At 69.3% G+C, this 17880-nt stretch carries 13 protein-coding genes and 1 pseudogene; 13 read left to right on the top strand and 1 reads right to left on the bottom strand.

The window, feature by feature from the left end; translation table 11 throughout:
* Positions 1-15 precede the first annotated feature (15 nt).
* The 9 genes from B7D75_RS17815 (at position 16) to B7D75_RS17775 (ending at position 8490) form a co-directional block, all read left to right on the top strand.
* Positions 16-1665, top strand: a complete 1650-nt coding sequence (locus B7D75_RS17815; protein WP_107114270.1) for an ABC-F family ATP-binding cassette domain-containing protein — start codon at positions 16-18, stop codon at positions 1663-1665.
* Between the two features lie 50 nt (positions 1666-1715).
* A complete protein-coding gene (locus tag B7D75_RS17810) occupies positions 1716-2645 on the top strand; it encodes a LysR family transcriptional regulator (protein WP_003154798.1) in 930 nt (309 codons plus the stop codon).
* A 126-nt stretch (positions 2646-2771) separates the two neighbouring features.
* Positions 2772-3263 carry a cupin domain-containing protein gene (locus tag B7D75_RS17805; protein WP_012076433.1) on the top strand — a complete coding sequence of 164 codons (492 nt, stop codon included), beginning with the start codon at positions 2772-2774 and terminating at the stop codon, positions 3261-3263.
* 32 nt (positions 3264-3295) lie between these two features.
* Positions 3296-4315, top strand: coding sequence for a hypothetical protein (locus B7D75_RS17800; RefSeq protein WP_012076432.1), 1020 nt, complete (start codon positions 3296-3298; stop codon positions 4313-4315).
* Between the two features lie 99 nt (positions 4316-4414).
* Positions 4415-5878 (top strand): aldehyde dehydrogenase family protein, encoded by a 1464-nt coding sequence (locus B7D75_RS17795; RefSeq protein WP_034079650.1) that lies wholly within the window; start codon positions 4415-4417, stop codon positions 5876-5878.
* Positions 5879-5886: 8 nt separating this feature from the next.
* On the top strand, positions 5887-6954 hold the full coding sequence (locus B7D75_RS17790) for a maleylacetate reductase (protein WP_043104018.1): 1068 nt from the start codon (positions 5887-5889) through the stop codon (positions 6952-6954).
* Positions 6951-7841, top strand: coding sequence for a dioxygenase family protein (locus B7D75_RS17785; protein ID WP_052151052.1), 891 nt, complete (start codon positions 6951-6953; stop codon positions 7839-7841). Before B7D75_RS17790 ends, B7D75_RS17785 begins: the two co-directional genes overlap by 4 nt.
* Positions 7838-8149: a YciI family protein gene (locus B7D75_RS17780; RefSeq protein ID WP_012076428.1), complete on the top strand. Its 312-nt coding sequence runs from the start codon at positions 7838-7840 to the stop codon at positions 8147-8149. The genes B7D75_RS17785 and B7D75_RS17780 overlap by 4 nt, the downstream gene beginning before the upstream one ends.
* Positions 8146-8490, top strand: a complete 345-nt coding sequence (locus B7D75_RS17775) for a Rieske (2Fe-2S) protein (RefSeq protein WP_043104019.1) — start codon at positions 8146-8148, stop codon at positions 8488-8490. The genes B7D75_RS17780 and B7D75_RS17775 overlap by 4 nt, the downstream gene beginning before the upstream one ends.
* A gap of 35 nt (positions 8491-8525) precedes the next feature.
* On the opposite strand, the gene B7D75_RS17770 is transcribed toward B7D75_RS17775, so the two are convergent.
* A complete protein-coding gene (locus B7D75_RS17770) occupies positions 8526-10793 on the bottom strand; it encodes a tetratricopeptide repeat protein (protein WP_079741143.1) in 2268 nt (755 codons plus the stop codon).
* Between the two features lie 257 nt (positions 10794-11050).
* Between B7D75_RS17770 and B7D75_RS17765 the strand changes: the two genes are divergently transcribed.
* The 4 genes and pseudogenes from B7D75_RS17765 to B7D75_RS17750 all read left to right on the top strand — a co-directional run.
* Positions 11051-12742 (top strand): arylsulfatase, encoded by a 1692-nt coding sequence (locus tag B7D75_RS17765; RefSeq protein ID WP_053814185.1) that lies wholly within the window; start codon positions 11051-11053, stop codon positions 12740-12742.
* 130 nt (positions 12743-12872) lie between these two features.
* A complete protein-coding gene (locus B7D75_RS17760; RefSeq protein ID WP_003157885.1) occupies positions 12873-14288 on the top strand; it encodes an alginate export family protein in 1416 nt (471 codons plus the stop codon).
* Between the two features lie 191 nt (positions 14289-14479).
* Positions 14480-14911: an acetyltransferase gene (locus B7D75_RS17755; RefSeq protein WP_043098678.1), complete on the top strand. Its 432-nt coding sequence runs from the start codon at positions 14480-14482 to the stop codon at positions 14909-14911.
* A gap of 162 nt (positions 14912-15073) precedes the next feature.
* Positions 15074-17779 (top strand): annotated as a pseudogene (locus B7D75_RS17750) (cation-transporting P-type ATPase); the annotation flags it as partial.
* Between the last annotated feature and the right edge of the window lie 101 nt (positions 17780-17880).

Raw genomic sequence — 17880 nt, 5'->3', positions numbered from 1 at the left:
ATCAAGGGGGTATCCATGACGAATACGTCGACCCTGACGCTCGCTGGCGTCTCTTTCCAGCTGCCGGACGGCAGCCTGCTGTTTTCCGATCTCGACGAAACCTTCGACACCCGGCACACCGGGCTGGTGGGACGCAACGGCGTCGGCAAGTCGCTGCTCGCGCGCCTGCTCGCCGGACACGTGCAGCCGTCCAGCGGTAGCGTCCGGCGCCAGGGCCGCGTGCGCTACCTGGCCCAGCAGCTCGATCCGGCCGACTACCCGACGGTCGCCGACCTGGCCGGCGTCCGCCCATGGCTGGAGGCGCTGGCGCGGATCGAGGCGGGCAGCGTGGCGGCCGCCGACTACGAATGCCTGGGCGAACGCTGGGACATCCGCCAGCACCTGGCCGACGCCCTGGCCGCCGAAGGCCTCGGCCACCTGCGGGCGGACGCCCCGAGCGCCCGCCTGAGCGGTGGCGAGTGCATGCGCGTGGCCCTGCTCGGCGCCTTCCTCGGCGAAGCCGACTTCCTCATCCTCGACGAACCGAGCAACCACCTCGATCGTGCCGGCCGGCTCGCTCTGCGGGCGAGGCTGGAGGCCTGGCGTGGCGGCCTGCTGCTGGTCAGCCATGATCGCGAGCTGCTGGAGGGCATGCAGCGGATCGTCGAGCTGTCGTCCCTCGGCCTGCGCAGCTACGGCGGCGGCTATTGCTTCTACGCGCGGAGCCGGGAGGAGGCGCGCGAGGCCGCCGGGCACCGCCTGGACCAGCGTCGCCTGGAGCGCAAGCGGCAGACCCTGGCCATGCGCGAACAGCAGCAGCGCCAGGAGCGCCGCCAGGCCAGCGGCCGGCGTGAAGGCAAGACGGCGAACCAGGCGAGGATCCTGCTCGGTGGGTTCAAGGAACGCAGCGAGGTCAGCGCCGGGAAGCTGCGCAAGGCCCACCAGGCGGAGCGCGAGCGCCTCGACCGCGAGGTGCGCGAGGCTGCGCGGGAAGTAGGGGAGGCGGCGCCGGTGCTGCTCGATTCGCCCGACGCCGAACTGGCGGCGCAGCGGCGCATCGTCGAGTTGAAGGGCGCGGTCCTGCCGCATCTGCGCGGGCCGTTGCGCGAAATCGAGCTGATCCTGAGCGGTCCGCGACGACTGGCGTTGGTCGGTCCGAACGGTAGCGGCAAGTCGACCCTGCTGCGACTGCTGGCCGGGCAACTGGCGCCGCTGGCGGGAACCTGCGCGGTGACGGTGGGCGCCGCCTACCTCGACCAGCGACTGAGCCTGCTGGACGACGGGCGAGGCGTGCTGGAGCAGTTGCTGGAGGCCAATCGCAGTCGCGGCGAAAGCTGGCTGCGCATGCGTCTGGCGCAACTCGGCTTGCCGGCCGAACGGCTCGCCCAGCCATGTGCCACTCTGAGCGGCGGCGAACGCCTGAAGGCCGCCCTGGCCCTGGTGTTCTATGCCGACCGGCCAGCGCAGCTGCTGTTGCTCGACGAGCCGGACAACCACCTCGACCTGGCCGCCCGCCAGGCCCTGGAGACGATGCTCCGGCAGTATCGCGGGGCGCTGCTGGTGGTTTCCCACGACCCGCTGTTCCTCCGCGAGCTGGGGCTGGAGGGGAGCCTGGAGGCCACGGGGGAAGGTTGGCGGCTGCGTCCGCGCGATTGCGCGGATGGCATTTCGGCGGCGGGGAAATAGGCGGTACAGTCCTCCTGCCGAAAACGCCGACAACAAGAAGAGAGGTACAGATGGACCGTTTGCTGAGCATCGAGGCGTTCGTGCGAGTGGCCGAGACCGGAAACTTCGCCAAGGCCGCCGTGCAGCTCGGAGTGACCCGTTCCGTCGTCACCCACCGCATCCAGCAACTGGAGCATTTCATCAATGCCCCGCTGTTCCACCGCAGCACCCGCCATGTGCGCCTCTCCGAGGTTGGCGAGACCTACTACAAGGAATGCGCGGACATGGTGGCCGGCTTCAACAGCCTCACCGAGCAGATGCGCAACCTGCGCGCCAAGCCGACCGGCAAGCTGCGCGTGCAGATGCTGCCGGGCTTCGCCATCGATCACTTCGGCCCGTTGCTGGCCGAGTTCACCGCCTTGTACCCGGACATCGAGGTGGACGTGATCGTCAATGACCGCCTGACCGACCCGATAGAGGAGGGCTTCGACATCGCCTTCCAGATGTTCCCGCCGCAGGCCGAGACGCTCATCGAACGCAAGCTGTTCAGTGTCCGCCGGCTGTTCCTGGCCTCGCCGGAGTACCTGCAGCGGCATCCGGCGCCGCAACGGCCGGGTGACCTGCTGGAGCACCGGATCGCTCTCTATGAAGGCTATCCGTCGCGCAACCGCTGGCAGTTCCAGCATGGCGACGAGACCGTCGAACTGAGCCTGGCGGGACAGGTGCGCTCCAATTCGGTCCACCTGCTGCGCGATTACGCGCTGGCCGGTACCGCGCTGGTGTGCCTGCCGACGCTGGTGGCGCATGCCGACCTGGCAAGCGGCCGGCTGCTACCTTTGCTGGTCGACTATCCGTTGTCGTCGTTCAACTTCTCCGCGGTGTTTCCCGCCACCCAGCGGCGCGCCTTGAAGGTGCGCACCCTGATCGACTTCCTGGTGGAGCGGATCAGCGACGAGCCCTGCTGGGACCGGCCCTTGCTGGAAAAGGGCTGGGTCCGCTGACGGCGGGGGCCGAGCGGAATTTGTTTGCGATTCGCGAACACTCCTGTCGTTCTCCCGCCGATTGTTGCCTTCCACCAAGGCCTTTACCTTGTCCCCACGACTACAACAACAAACGGGTGCGACGAGATGAATGCCGCTATTCGGACTGTCTTCGGTTCCCTGGGCGACTACCGCAAGGGTTCCATCGAACTGGTGAAGGGCGATGCCCGCCACTATGCCTTTTCCAACGTCTTCGAGGTCGCCGCCCGCTCGGCGCCTTACGAGAAGGTGGTGGTCGGCCTCAATCTCGGCTACGTCATCGAGGCGCTGCGCGCCGAGGGGCGCTCGCCCTGGTTCGCCTGCAGCCATGACGAGTTCGCCATTTCCATGGACGGCGAGGTGCGCGTCGACTTCCTCGATCTCGAGCGCCCGCCGCGCGAAGGCGAGGGCACCCAGCTGGCCGGCGACCTGCCGCGCGGCCGGCCGATGGGCTACGTGCTGCTCGGCCGCGGCCACCAGGTCCTGTTGCCGGCCGGCCGCGCCTACCGCTTCGAAGCCGCGCGGCCCTGCGTGCTCCTGCAACAGACGATCCTCGGCCCGCTCTCGGTGGAGAAGTGGGCGGACATCTGCCTCAAGTAGGCGCCTGCCAGAGAACAACAAGGAGAGCCATCATGGCCATGCTCGATACCCCCGAACAGACCCGCGGCTTCGCCAGCGACGAGGTCGAGGCCGGTCGTCCGGACCCGGCCACCGGCTACCGCAGCTTCCGGCTCGGTGCCTTCACGCTGTCGCGCGACGAATACTTCGCCCGCGTCGAATGGCCGGCCAAGGGCCAGTCGCGCTCGCACCTGATCCCGGTCGACGCCTTCCTCCGCGCGATGATGCGCGACGTGGCCTGGGGCTTCTTCTACGGCTGGGTGAACTTCGACCACGTGATCGGTACGCGCAACCACTACGGCAAGGTCGATCTCTACGCCGGGACCTTCAACGGCGTGCTGCGCGAGGCGGGGGTCGACTACACCGAACGGTTCGACACGCCGAAGATCATGGCGACCTTCAAGGCGGTGCTGCGCGACTGGACCAACGCCAGCTTCGATCCGTTCGCCGCGCCGGAGGAGACCGGCAGCGCCTTTGGCCGCAAGCACGGCGACAACACCGAGGCCATCGAGCGTTTCCGTATCGCCACCCGGCGCATGCCCGGCCTCCCCGACGATTCGCCGCTGCGCGACGACCTGCCGGTGAACCGGCAGTTCCTCGATGTGCCCCAGGACGAACCTGAACTGCACCCGGCCGAAGGCTACGAAGGCGAGCTGCATGCCTTCAACCTGTTCAAGTACCTTTCGCGTTCGGACGTGACCTGGAACCCCTCGGTCAGCTCGGTATGCAAGGCCAGCCTGTTCTGCCCGACCACCGAGGAGTTCATCCTCCCGGTGTTCCACGGTAACGACAGGGTCGAGTGGTTCCTGCAGCTTTCCGACGAGATCGTCTGGGATGTCGCCGACAAGGATGACGGTACGCCCCGGGCGCGGGTGATCATGCGCGCCGGCGACATCGCGGCGATGCCGGCGGACATCCGCCACCAGGGCTACTCGACCAAGCGCTCGATGCTGCTGGTGTGGGAGAACGCCACGCCGAACCTGCCGCAACGCTATGAGAGCGGCGAACTGAAGCCCTATCCGGTGGACTTCTAGGACCTTCCGGGCTGCCCGCACCGCCGGCTGCCCGCTTTTCCCTTCCGTACCCCGCCTGACGCCGCGCCGCTCCGGAGCGGCGCGTGGAGAGCCTTTGCCATGCAGAACCTACTGTTCATCGACGGCCGCTTCGTCCCTGCCGTGGGCCGCGGCGAGATCGAGGTGCTGAACCCAGCCGACGGTTCGCCGATCACCCGCATCGCCGCCGCCGAGGCGGCCGACGTCGACCTCGCGGTGGCCGCCGCCCGGCGTGCCTTTCCGGCCTGGGCCGGGCTGCCGGCGGCGGAGCGCGGCCGCCTGCTGCTGAAACTGGCCGATGCGATCGAGGCCAACGCCGAGCAACTGGCCCGGCTGGAGTCCCTGGATACCGGGCACCCGCTGCGCGACTCGCGCAACCTCGATGTGCCGCGCACCGCCGCCTGCTTCCGTTATTTCGGCGGCATCGCCGACAAGCTCGAAGGCAAGGTGATCCCGGTGGACGCGGGTTTCCTCAATTACGTGCAGCGCAAGCCGATCGGCGTGGTCGGGCAGATCGTGCCGTGGAATTTCCCACTGATGTTCACCAGCTGGAAGCTCGGCCCGGCGTTGGCGGCGGGCAACACGGTGGTGCTCAAGCCGTCGGAGATCACCCCGTTGTCGACCCTGCGCATCGCCGAGCTGATCCGCGAGGTCGGCTTCCCCGACGGGGTGGTCAACATCGTGCCGGGCTATGGCAATACCGCCGGCCAGCGCCTGGCGGAGCATCCCGACGTGGGCAAGATCGCCTTCACCGGTTCCACCCTCACCGGGCAGCGCATCGTCGAGGCCTCGCGCGGCAATCTCAAGCGCGTGCAACTGGAGCTGGGCGGCAAGGGCGCGAACATCGTGTTCGACGACGCTGACCTGGACGCGGCGATCAACGGCGCCGCCTGGGCCATCTTCCACAACCAGGGCCAGGCCTGCATCGCCGGTTCGCGGCTGATCCTCCACGAGCGCATCGCCGACCGCTTCCTCGAACGCTTCGTCGCGCTGGCGCGCTCGATCCGCCTGGGCGACCCGCTGGATCCGGAAACCGAAATGGGACCGCTGACCTCGGCGCTGCATCGCGACCGGGTACTGTCCTTCGCCGCGATCGCCGAGGAGGAGGGCGGGCGCATCCTCACCGGCGGGCGGGCGCCGGGCGATCCGGCCCTGGCCGCGGGCTACTACGTCGAACCGACGGTGGTCGAGGCGCGGCCCGAGGACCGGGTGGCCCAGGAAGAGGTGTTCGGGCCGTTCGTCACCGTCCTGCGCTTTTCCACCGAGGAGGAAGCCCTGGCCATCGCCAACGGCACCCGCTACGGGCTCGGCAGCGGTCTCTGGACCCGCGACCTGCAGCGGGCGCACCGGATGGCCGGGCGGATCCACGCGGGAATGTGCTGGATCAACTGCTACAAGCGGGTCAGCCCGGCCAGCCCGTTCGGTGGCGTCGGGCAGTCCGGATATGGCCGCGAGATGGGCTTCGAGGCTCTGCACGAGTACACCGAGGCGCACTCGGTGTGGGTCAACGTCGACGCGAAGATCGCGCCGCACTACAAGCGCTGAGGTGACAGATGCGGACATTCATCTATCAGGGCCTGCCGAGCCGGGTGGTCTTCGGCGACGGTGCCTTGCAGCGCCTTGGCGAGGAGGTCGGCAGGCTGGGCGCCGAGCGCGCGCTGCTGCTGTCCACCCCCGACCAGCGCGAGCTCGCCGAGCGGCTGGCAAGGATCCTCGGATCACGCAGCGCCGGAGTCTATCCCGAGGCTGTGATGCACGTGCCGCTGGAGGTCGCCCGGGCGGCCCGCGCCGAGGCGGCGAGGCGCCAGGCCGACTGCTGCATCGCGGTGGGCGGCGGTTCGACCATCGGCCTGGGCAAGGCCATCGCGCTGGAGTCCGGTTTGCCGATCCTGGCGGTGCCGACCACCTACGCCGGTTCGGAGATGACGCCGATCTGGGGGCTGACCGAGGAGCGCCTGAAGAAGACCGGCCGCGACGCCCGGGTCTTGCCGAGGACGGTGATCTACGATCCGCAGCTGACCCTCAGCCTGCCGCCGGCCGTCTCCGCCTGTTCCGGGATGAACGCCATGGCCCATGCGGTGGAGGCGCTCTATGCCGAGGATGCCAACCCGATCATCGGGTTGATGGCCGAGGAGTCCATCCGCTCCCTGGCGCAGGCATTGCCACGGGTGGTCGGTGATCCCGGCGACCGCGAGGCGCGCGGCCAGGCGCTGTACGGTGCCTGGCTGGCGGGCGTGTGTCTGGGCTCGGTGGGCATGGCGATCCACCACAAGCTCTGCCACACCCTCGGCGGTACCTTCAACCTGCCGCACGCGCAGGCTCACGCGGTGGTCCTGCCGCACGCCGCGCACTACAACCGCGAGGCCGCGGCGGGCGCCCTGGCGCGGGTCGCCCGGGCGTTGGGCGGAAGCACGGCGGAAGAGGCCGGGCCCCTGCTGTTCGCGCTCAACCGCCGCCTCGGCGTACCGGCCTCGCTGGGCGAGCTCGGCCTGCCGCCCGAGGGCCCGGCGGAGGTCGCGCGGATCGCCTGCGCCAGCCCTTACTACAACCCCCGTCCGTTCGATCGCGCGGCCATCCAGGCGTTGCTCGAGCGCGCGCGCGACGGGTTGCCGCCGGCATGACGGCGAGGCCGGACGCGGCCGGGCGCGCGAACGCCGCCGAAGAAAGGATCACCGCCCAGGTCCTCGCCAGTTTCGCCGCCGCGCCGGACCCACGGCTGCGTCGCCTGCTGGAAAGGCTGGTGGAGCACCTGCACGCCTTCGTCCGCGAGGTGGAGCTGAGCGAGGCGGAGTGGTTCGCCGGGATACGTTTCCTCACCGAGACCGGGCAAACCTGCGATGGCCTGGTGCGCCAGGAGTTCATCCTGTTGTCCGATGTGCTCGGCCTGTCGATGCTGGTCGATGCGCTCGCCCATCGCGGCAGCGCCGGGACCACCGACAGCACCGTGTTCGGGCCTTTCTACATCGCCGGGATGCCGCAACGTGACTACGGCGAGAGCATGGCCCTCACCCCGGGTGTCCCGGCGCTGGTGATGGGGAGGGTGCTGGACGACCAGGGACGGCCTGTCGTCGACGCCTGCCTGGACGTCTGGCAGAGCGCGGAGAACGGTTGCTATTCCGGGCAGGATGCGACGCAACCGCACGGCAACCTGCGTGGCCGCTATCGCTCGGACGGCGAGGGGCGCTACGCGATCCGCAGCATCGTCCCGACCAGCTACCCGATCCCCAGCGACGGCCCGGTCGGCCGTCTGCTCCAGGCCAGCGGCCGTCATCCGTGGCGGCCGGCGCACCTGCATTTCATGATCGAGGCGGCGCGGCATCGGCGCCTGGTGACGCACCTGTTCAAGCATGACGATCCCTACCTGGCGTCGGACGCGGTGTTCGGCGTGAAGGACTCGCTGCGGGTGGAATACCTGGCCTGCACGGCCGAGCATCCGCTGGCGCGGGAGTTCGGCATCGACACGGCGTTCCGCCTGGTGCGCTATGACTTCGTCCTGGAGCCGGCATGAACCGCTACTTCGCGGTCTTCGCCACCGACCACCCGCGGCTTGACGCCCTGCGCCGGCGGGTTCGCCCGGCGCACCGTGCGCACCTGCGCAACCCGTCGCCGCACCGGGTGGTGGTGCGCCTGGGTGGGCCGACGCTGGACGACTGCGACGGGCGGATGAACGGTACCCTGCTGGTGATAGAGGCTGCCTCGCTGGACGAGGTGGAGGCCTTCCTCGCCGACGACCCCTATGTCCGCGCCGGCCTGTTCGAGCGGGTCGAGATCCGTCCCTGGAGCTGGAGCCTGGGCGCGCCGGAAGCGCTGCCGTGAACGTCGCCGTGCGCGTGCTTTGCGCCCTGGATGAGATCCCCGACGGTGGCGCCCGGGGCCTGCAATTGGTCCTGGACGGCGAGCGCCTGTCGCTGGTCGCCGTGCGCCGGGGCGGCGAGGCCTGGGTCTATCGCAACCGCTGTCCGCATTTCTCCGTGCCGCTGGACTTCCGTCCCGGCGAGTTCTGCACCTATCGCGGCGAGGTCCTGATGTGCGCGCACCACAGCGCGCTGTTCCGCTTCGAGGATGGCCAGTGCATCGACGGCCCCTGTGCGGGAGCGGCTCTGGAGGGCCTGCGTTGTCGGGTCGAGGCAGGAATGCTGGTCCTGCTGCGTGCCTGAGCGGCGAAGGTGGAGGTAGCCTTTTCGCATGGCGCCTAGCGGAACAGCGGATCGTCGGGGTTGATCGCCCGCAGTTCGGCCAGCGCCGTTTCGGCCCCGGCGATATCACCGGCTTGCCGCAGGTAGCCGGCCAGAGCCAGGCGCGCCGGGCGTTCGGCCGGCCGCCGCGCGAGCAGGGCGCGCAGGACCTCGATGGCTTTGCCTGGTTGTCCGGCCTCGTGCCAGGCGACGGCGAGGACATAGGCATGGCGCGGGTTGTCCGGTTCCGCCGCGAGCGCTTCGGCGAGCGCCTGGCGTGCGGCTTCGCGCTTGCCCTGGCGGATCAGCGCCAGTCCCTTGGCGTAGCGCAGCAGGCCTGAGCGTGGCTGGCGGCGGATGCCGTCCTGCAACAGCTCGATGGCTTCGCTGTCGCGGCCGGCGTTCTCCAGCCACTGGCCGAGGGCGACCCGCGCCGGAGCGAAATCCGCATCGCGGCGCAGGGCCTCCCGCAGGCGCGCCTCGACCAGGCCTGGCCGGCCGTCGGCCTGGTACAGGCTGGCCAGGTTGAGATTGGCCTCGGCGCGTTCGCGCTGGACCAGCTGGGCCTGTTCGTATTCGTCGATGGCTCGGCGCCAGGCCGCGGCGTGCGTGCCGAGTTCGGCGATGGCGGGGAGCAGCGCGTAGGCGGCCGACAGGCGCACCGCGCGCAGCGGGTCGCTCAGCGACGGAGCGATCCGCGCGACTCGTTCCGCTGGCGAAAGCAGGGCGGCGACGGCACCGATGGCCGCCTCGCGAACCTGCGGATCGTCGTCGCCCAGGTCGGCGAGCGCCTGCTGCAGCAGGGCTTGCCCGGGATAGCCGGGAACCTCGCCGAGGAGCGTGGCGCGGCGGATCGCCGGCAGGTCGGTGCGGCGCAGTTGCCGCAGCAGGGCCGCGGCGGCGCCGGGGTGGCCGTTGCGCACCAGTGCCAGGTCCTGCGCATAGCCGCCATCGCGTGGGAGTGCGCGCGGATACCAGTCGCGGAAGCTTGCCACCAGGGTTGCCCCGGGCATCTGCGCATGGCAGCCGAGGCAGGCGTCCGAGAGACCCAGCGCCAGGGCCCGGGCCGGGTTCGGCACGCTGAAGGAATGGTCGTGACGCAGGTCGTTGACCATGTAGTACTTCCCCGGCATGTGGCAGGCGACGCACTGCCCGGCCGGGCCTTCGGGGCGGTGGCGGAGGTGTTCGCGCGAGGTGTAGTCGCCGGCGGCCAGGCCGCCAGCGTCGATGCCACGGCGAACGGCGCGACCGGAGGGGTTGTGACATTGCAGGCAGACACCGTTGCCCTCGGCTTTCGGGCGTGCGCTGTGCGGATCGTGGCAGTCGCTGCAGGCCACGCCTTTCGCGTACATCCGGCTCTGGACGAAGGAGCCGTACTCGAAGACTTCGTCCCTGATCTTTCCATCCAGCTCGTAGAGCACCGGGCCGAGGGGGCTGGGCAGGTAGTCGTCGAGCAGGCGCGCCGTCGCATCGAAGCCGTCGCCTAGCGGCGAGCGCCGCGAATGGCAGCGCGCACAGCTTTCCACCTGGGCGCGGTTGGCGGTGGCCGCCAGGCTCCCGGCGAAGCCGGCGTGCGCCTGCCTCCGATCGGGCTGGCGGGTCCAGGCCAGGTGCGCGGCGGCCGGACCGTGGCAACTCTGACAACCGACGCCGGTAGCCAGCCACTGGCTGTCGAAGCGGCCGCTGGCGGCGTCGTGATTGCGTTCGAAACCGGTGTTGTGGCACTCCATGCACATGAAGTTGGCGTTCTGCTGTGGCTTGCTCCAGTGCAGCGGATGGCGGGCATCCACGCGTTCGTCCGGGTACAGGTGGAACCAGGCCTTGCGTCGGGTATCCCAGGCCACGCCCAGGGCTTGCAGTTGTCCGCCGCCGGTGTCCAGCAGATATTGCTGGAGCGGCTCCACGCCGAAGGTGTAGCGCACCTGGAAGTCGGCGTTGCTGCCGTCGGCGCCGGGCGTATTCACCCAGTACGCGTCACCCTTGCGGTAGAAGCGGGTGGTTTCCCCGGCGTGGCTGAAACGCACGTCGGAGAAGTCGCCGAGGACGCTCCCGGGGCTGGCCGGCTGCATCGCCAACTGGTGGTGCGAGCCGCGCCACTGTTCGCCCTGCCGGGCGTGGCAGGCCTGGCAGGTGCCTTCGTCGACCAGGCCGGCGGTCGCGCCGGCCGCGATCGCCGGGGTCCATGCCAGCGCCGCGCTCCAGAGCAGGCCCGCGCAGTAGCTGGCGCGGCGGCGGGGAAGGGGTGGGCGGGCGTCTCGCCGGTCGGGCACGAAGGGCATGCGCATGGGCTTCCGAAGTCGTTCTGCGCGGACCCTACCCAGCTTCCCCGGAAGCGTCCATCCCCGGTCTCGCGCACACTGCCGGCGCCCTGACGGCGAGCGCTCTGGCACGCGCCCGGAAGAGATTGTTCGAGTTCCGCGAACGCTCAGTTTGCCGCTGCGCTTATTGTTGCGCGGCCGCGGCGCGGTCTAGTTTGCGCTTGCCGCTTCCGCCCGGCGGAGGGTCGGCAGCCACCGTACAAGTCCAAGAAGAAGGTAGCTTCATGAGCGCAATTTCCCGCAAGGCCCTGGGCCTGTTGTTCCCCTTGCTGTGCTGCGTGGCCCAGAGCCAGGCTGCGGCACCGTCGCGTCCGAACGTCCTGCTGATCGTCGCCGACGACCTCGGCTTCTCCGATACCTCGCCCTTCGGCGGGGAAATCTCCACGCCCAGCCTGCAGGGGCTGGCCGACGAGGGCGTGCGCCTGACCAACTTCTATGCCGGTCCGACCTGCTCGGTGAGCCGTTCGATGCTGCTCACCGGGGTCGACAATCACCAGGCCGGTCTCGGCACCATGGCCGAATACCTGCAACCGGAACAGAAGGGCAAGCCGGGCTACGAAGGGCAGCTGAATCGCCGCGTGGCGACGCTCGCCGAGCTGCTCCGCGACGTCGGCTACAACACCTTCATGAGCGGCAAGTGGCACCTCGGCGCGACCCCGCAGAGCAACGCCGCGGCGCGTGGCTTCGAGCGCTCCTATACCCTGATGCCTGGGGGCGCCAGCCACATGGACAAGACCCAGATGTTCCCCGGCAACTACAAGGCGCGCTACCTGGAGGACGGCAAGGACGTCTCGATCCCCGACGATTTCTACTCCAGCGACTTCTACACCGACCGCCTGCTCGGCTACCTGGAGCGCGACCGCCAGCCGGGCAAGCCGTTCTTCGCCTACCTGGCGTTCACCGCGCCACACTGGCCGCTGCAGGCGCCGGACGAGTACCTGGACAGGTATCGCGGCAACTACGCGGACGGCTACGAAGCGCTGCGCCGCAAGCGCCTGGCGCGGATGATCGAACTGGGGATACTGCCGGCCGGGACCCGGCCCAACGATCCGCTGGCGGACAAGCTGCCGACCTGGGAGCAGTTGACCGAGGCACAGCGCCAGGAACAGACGCGGATCATGCAGATCTATGCGGCGATGGTCGACAACATGGACCACAACATCGGGCGCGTGCTCGAGCACCTGCGCAAGCGCGGCGAGCTGGACAATACCTTCGTCCTGTTCATGTCCGACAACGGCCCGGAGTCGGCCAGCCCAGAATCGCTGGGCACTACCGCAGACCGCAACGGCATCCGCGAATGGGTCGATGCGACCTTCGACAACAGCCCGCGGAACATGGGCCGCAAGGGCTCGTACGTGACCCTCGGACCGGGCTGGGCGCAGGTCGGCGCCACGCCGTTCCCGTACTTCAAGAGCTTCACCGCGAAAGGCGGGATCCAGGTACCGGCGATCGTGCGCTATCCCGCGGCGACCCCGAAGGGGGCGATCAGTGGCGAGGTCCTGCACGTGAAGGACTTCGTGCCGACCATCCTCGCCCTGGCCGGGGCGAACTATCCCGCACGGTACCGGGGAGAGGCGCTGTTGCCGCTGCAGGGACGCTCCATGCTCCCGGCCCTGCGGGGCCGGGAGCAGCCGGCGCGGGTGCTGGGCTGGGAGTTCAACGGTCGCCGGGCCCTGTACAAGGGCCAATGGGCCGCGCAGATGCAGAAGCCGCCTTATGGCAGCGGCCGCTGGGAGCTGTATGACCTGGTGCGCGATCCGGCCTTCAACCGCGATCTCTCCGCGAGCGAGCCGGGCAAGGTCGCCGAGCTTGCCGCTGACTGGAATGACTACGCCAGGGACAATGGCGTGGTGCCGGCGCCGATCCGCTACAAATACGGGCAGATGACCTGCCTGTACAGCCACTGCATCCAGTAGCGCGGCAGGGCCCCGCCGCGCGCCGGGGCCGCCGTTCCCTTCGCCTTCATCCGTAGCGCCTGTCTCCCGCCGTTCCGTGCAGCGAGCGGTGGGATGGCCGCGCGCGGGGAAAACCACAAGAGACCCGACGATGACCGGATATCCGATCCCACTCTCGTTGCGCGGCCTGTTCGGCGGCGTCCTGGTCGGCCTGCTGGCGCCGCTGGTCGACGTCGTCGCGGCCGATGGGCTGGAACAGCAACGACCACTGCGCCCCGGCCTGCCACGCTGGCTGGAGGACTACCGTTTTCTCGACGACCCGCGCCAGCGCAACGATCCGTTCGATGAATTGCGCTATCGACGTCTCTCCGAATCAGCCTGGTTGCAGCTTGGCGGCGAGTTGCGCTATCGCGCGGACGCCGTCGGGGAACCGTACTTCGGCATGCGTGGCGACGCCGACGATTCCTATCTGATGCAGCGCCTGCAGGCGCACGCCGACCTGCACCTGCTGGACGGCCGGCTGCGCCTGTTCACCCAGGTGCAGAACACCCGGGCCTGGGGCAAGGACACGCTGGCGCCGCCGGACGAGAGCCGCACGGACGTCCAGCAGGCGTTCGTCGATGCGCGCTTCGAGGTCGCCGGGGCCGATCTGACGACGCGCGTGGGCCGCCAGGAGATGGCCTACGGCGCCCAGGTGCTGGTGACCTACCGCGACGTGCCCAACGTTCGCCAGGCCTTCGATGGCGTGCGCCTGAGCGCGAGCTGGTCGGCGGACACCCGCCTCGATGCCTTCGCCATGCGCCCGGTCCGGCTCGGTCGCGATGCCTTCGACGATGGTTCCAGCAATCAGGTGAAGTTCTACGGCCTCTACGCCAGCCTGGCGCTATGGCGGGCCTGGCATGTCGATCTGTACGCCTTCGGCCTGGATACCCGTCAACGGAGCCTGGCCGGGCTGAGCGGCGCGGAGAAGCGCTATACCCTGGGTAGCCGGTTGTTCGGCAAGCAGGGCGCGCTGGACTGGAGCTGGGACCTGGCCGGTCAGTTCGGCCGGCTGGCCGGTGCCGACATCCGTGCCTGGGCGCTTTCCAGCGATAGCGGCTATAGCTTTGCCGCGCCCTGGAAGCCGCGCCTGGGCCTGCGCATCGACGCCGCCAGCGGCGACCGCAAGGCCGGCGACGGACGGGTACAGACCTTCGACCCGTTGTTCCCGCGTAACGGCGTCTACGGCGAAGCGGCGCTGATCACTCTCTCCAACGTGATTGTCGTCGGTCCGGTGCTGGGCTTCTCGCCCTGGTCGCAGGTACGTATCGAGCCCGGTCTGTTCAAGGTCTGGAAGCAGCAGGCCGGCGACGCCATCTACTATCCGGGCATGGGCGTCGCGGCGAGCGCGCAACAGAGCGCTGGACGCGAGGTCGGCAATATCCTCCGGGCGAACCTGAAATGGTTCGCCTCGCGGAACCTGACCGTCGACCTCGACTACAAGTACTACAAGGTCGGCGGCGCATTGCGCAGCGCCGGCGCCGACGATAGCCAGTTCGTCTCCCTGCGCGGGACCTATCGCTTCTGAGCCCGGACCGTTCCCCGCGCTGTCTTTTTTCTTTAGGATGGCGCTCCCTTCCTTTCTCGCCGCCGCCGCTGTGCACCGTCCATGCGTTGATTCGCGCCACGGGCATCCAGGCGCCGAACCTCAGCGCGGCGCCCGGTCGAGCGGCCGTCGGCGCCGTTCCGTTCCTCCTGGAAACTTTCAAGGAGTCCGGCATGCACATTCGCAAGCGAGTCGCCGCCGACAACACGGCATTGGTCGACCTGTGGGAGCGTTCCGTCCGCGCGACCCACGACTTTCTCAGTGAAGCGGACATCGTCGAGCTCTACCCGCAGGTCCGTGATCTTTACCTGCCGGCTGTCGAGGTCTGGGTGCTGGTCGATGACGAAGGCATGGCCCAGGGCTTCATCGGCCTGAACCAGACGCACGTCGAGATGCTCTTCGTCGAGCCGGGGCAACGCGGCCGGGGTATCGGCCGACGCCTGCTCGACCATGCGCGGAGCCTGCATCCGCGCCTGAGCGTCGATGTCAACGAACAGAACCCGCGGGCCTGCGGGTTCTACCGCCACTATGGGTTCCGCCAGACCGGCCGTTCGTCGACCGACTCGGCGGGACGGCCCTTCCCGCTGCTGCACATGAGCCTGTGACGGTGCCGCGCCTCGTTCTGCCGGGCGAGGCGCGGCGCAACATCCGGAAAACTTTTCCCGGCCCGATAGTTTCAACTGCAAGCATCCGCTTGAGACAGGTCAAGCGTTGCCTGGGAGGCCTGCCCGATAGTCCTGCTCATCGGAACGAGGCGCAGGAATCCCATGAACGACTTCCCCTACCTGTCTTCCCGCGACGCCCATGCCAGCCCGCCGCAACAGGTGCTGGAAAGATTCCACAGCAGCGCTGCCGGCCTCGACGCCGGCGAAGCCGCCCGGCGCCTGGCGGCGCACGGCCACAACCGGTTGCCCGCGCCGAAACGCCAGGGACCGCTGCTGCGCCTGCTACGGCAGTTCCACAACGTTCTCCTGTACATGATGCTGTTCGCCTCGCTGGTCACCGCGCTGCTCGGTTTCTGGGTGGACAGTGCGGTGATCCTCCTGGCGGTGGTGGTCAACGCGCTGATCGGCTTCGTCCAGGAAGGCAAGGCGGCCAACGCGCTGGATGCGATCCGCGGCATGCTGTCGCTGCACGCCATGGTCCTGCGCGACGGCCAGCGCCAGGCGCTGGACGCCGAGTGCCTGGTGCCGGGCGATGTGGTCCTGCTGGCTTCCGGCGACCGGGTGCCGGCCGACCTGCGCCTGTTCGAGGTGAAGAACCTGCATGTCGACGAATCGGCATTGACCGGCGAATCGCTGCCGGTGGAGAAGGGCATCGCCGCGGTGGCGATCGACGCGTTGCTCGGCGATCGCCGCTGCATGGCCTATTCCGGCACGCTGGTGACCAGCGGCCAGGCGCGCGGGGTGGTGGTGGGCACCGCCGCGAATACCGAGCTGGGCCGGATCGGCACGCTGCTGCGCGAGGTGCGCAGCCTGGCCACGCCCTTGCTGCGGCAGATCGCCCGCTTCAGCCGCTGGCTGGCCCTGGCGATCCTGCTGCTGGCCGGCGCGACCTTCGTCCTCGGCACCCTCTGGCAGGGCCAGCCGGCGGTGGACATGTTCATGCTGGTGGTGGCGTTGACCGCCTCGGCGATTCCCGAGGGCCTGCCGGCGATCATGACGGTGATCCTCGCCCTCGGCGTGCAGCGCATGGCGCGCCGCAACGCCATCGTCAGCCGCCTGCCGGCGGTGGAGACGCTGGGCGCGGTGACGGTGATCTGCTCGGACAAGACCGGCACCCTGACGCGCAACGAGATGACCGTGCAGCGGATCGTCACCGCCGGCCAGGTGATCGAGGTCAGCGGCGCCGGCTACGCGCCGCTCGGCGGCTTCTTCCATAATGGCGAGAGCCTTGCTCCGGAAGGTCGCGACGACCTGCTGGAAATCGGCCGCGCGGCGCTGCTGTGCAACGAGGCGCGGCTGCACCAGGAGGAGGACTGCTGGCGGCTCGAGGGCGATCCGACCGAAGGCGCGCTGCTCAGCCTCGGTCTCAAGCTCGGTCTCGATGCGCAGGCGCTGGCTGCGGAGCGGCCGCGCAGCGACGCGATTCCCTTCGAGTCCGAGCACCGCTTCATGGCCACCCTGCACCACGATCACGCGGGGCAGGCGATGGTCTACCTGAAGGGCGCGCCGGAGCGCATTCTCGAGATGTGCGAGGCGGAGCGCATCGGCGATTCGGTGCGGCCCGTGGATCCCGACTACTGGCGGCGCCTGGCCACCGACACCGCCGCCCGCGGCCTGCGCCTGCTGGCCATCGCCCGCCGGGCGATGCCGGCGGAACAGCGCACGCTGGATTTCGCCGACGTGGAACACGGTTTCACCCTGCTGGCGCTGGTGGGCATCATCGACCCGCCGCGCGAGGAAGCCGTGGCCGCGGTCGCCGAATGCCAGGCGGCGGGTATCGCGGTGAAGATGATCACCGGCGACCATGTCGACACCGCGCGGGCGATCGGCGCCATGCTCGGGATCGGCATCGACCGGCCGGCGCTGACCGGCGCGGAGATCGAACTGCTCGATGACCGGCGCCTGCGCGAAGTGCTGCCGGGCGTCGATGTGTTCGCCCGCGCCAGCCCCGAGCACAAGCTGCGCCTGGTGCAGGCGCTGCAGGCCAGCGGCGAGGTGGTGGCGATGACCGGCGACGGGGTCAACGACGCGCCGGCGCTGAAGCGCGCCGATGTCGGCGTGGCGATGGGCAACAAGGGCACCGAGGCGGCCAAGGAGGCGGCCGAGGTGGTTCTCGCCGACGACAACTTCGCCACCATCGCCAACGCCGTGCGCGAGGGCAGGGCGGTCTACGACAACCTGAAGAAGTTCATCCTCTTCATGTTGCCGACCAACGGCGGCGAGGCGCTGATCGTGATCGCCGCGGTGCTGTTCCAGCTGACCCTGCCGATGACCCCGGCGCAGATCCTCTGGATCAACATGGTCACCTCCAGCACCCTTGGCCTGGCGCTGGCCTTCGAACCGGCCGAGCGCGGCCTCATGCAGCGGCCGCCGCGTCCGCCGGCGGAGCCGCTGCTGTCGCTGTTCTTCGTCTGGCGGGTGCTGCTGGTCTCGCTGCTGATGATGGCCGCAGCGCTGGGTCTGTTCCTCTGGGAGCTGGAGCATGGCACCGGCCTGGAGCGCGCACGGACCATGGCGGTGAACAGCGTGGTGGCGTGCGAGATGTTCTACCTGCTCAACAGCCGGCATATCCGGGACTCGGTGCTCAGCCGCGAAGGCCTTTCCGGCAACCGCCAGGTCCTGCTGGCGATCGCCGCCTGCTTGGTGTTGCAGCTGCTCTACACCTATGCACCGCCATTGCAGGCGCTGTTCGGTTCGGTCGGCCTGGCGCCGGGCGAATGGGCGCGGGTACTGCTGGCCGGGCTTGGCCTGTTCTGCGTCGCCGAACTGGAGAAGTGGGCCTGTCGCCGGCTGCGCGTCGCACGGGCCGGATGGCGGCCGCTTCGCCTCGCTCCGGGCGCTCGGAAATGGGGGCCGGACCCGGGAGTGGGAGGCGGACCCGTCGGGAGACTGTGACCGGGTATTCAGTT

Origin of the sequence: Pseudomonas paraeruginosa, from assembly GCF_003025345.2 — a bacterium.
GTDB lineage: Bacteria > Pseudomonadota > Gammaproteobacteria > Pseudomonadales > Pseudomonadaceae > Pseudomonas > Pseudomonas paraeruginosa.
Note: the sequence above shows the minus strand (reverse complement) of the source record. Positions and strands in the feature narration are given on the sequence as shown.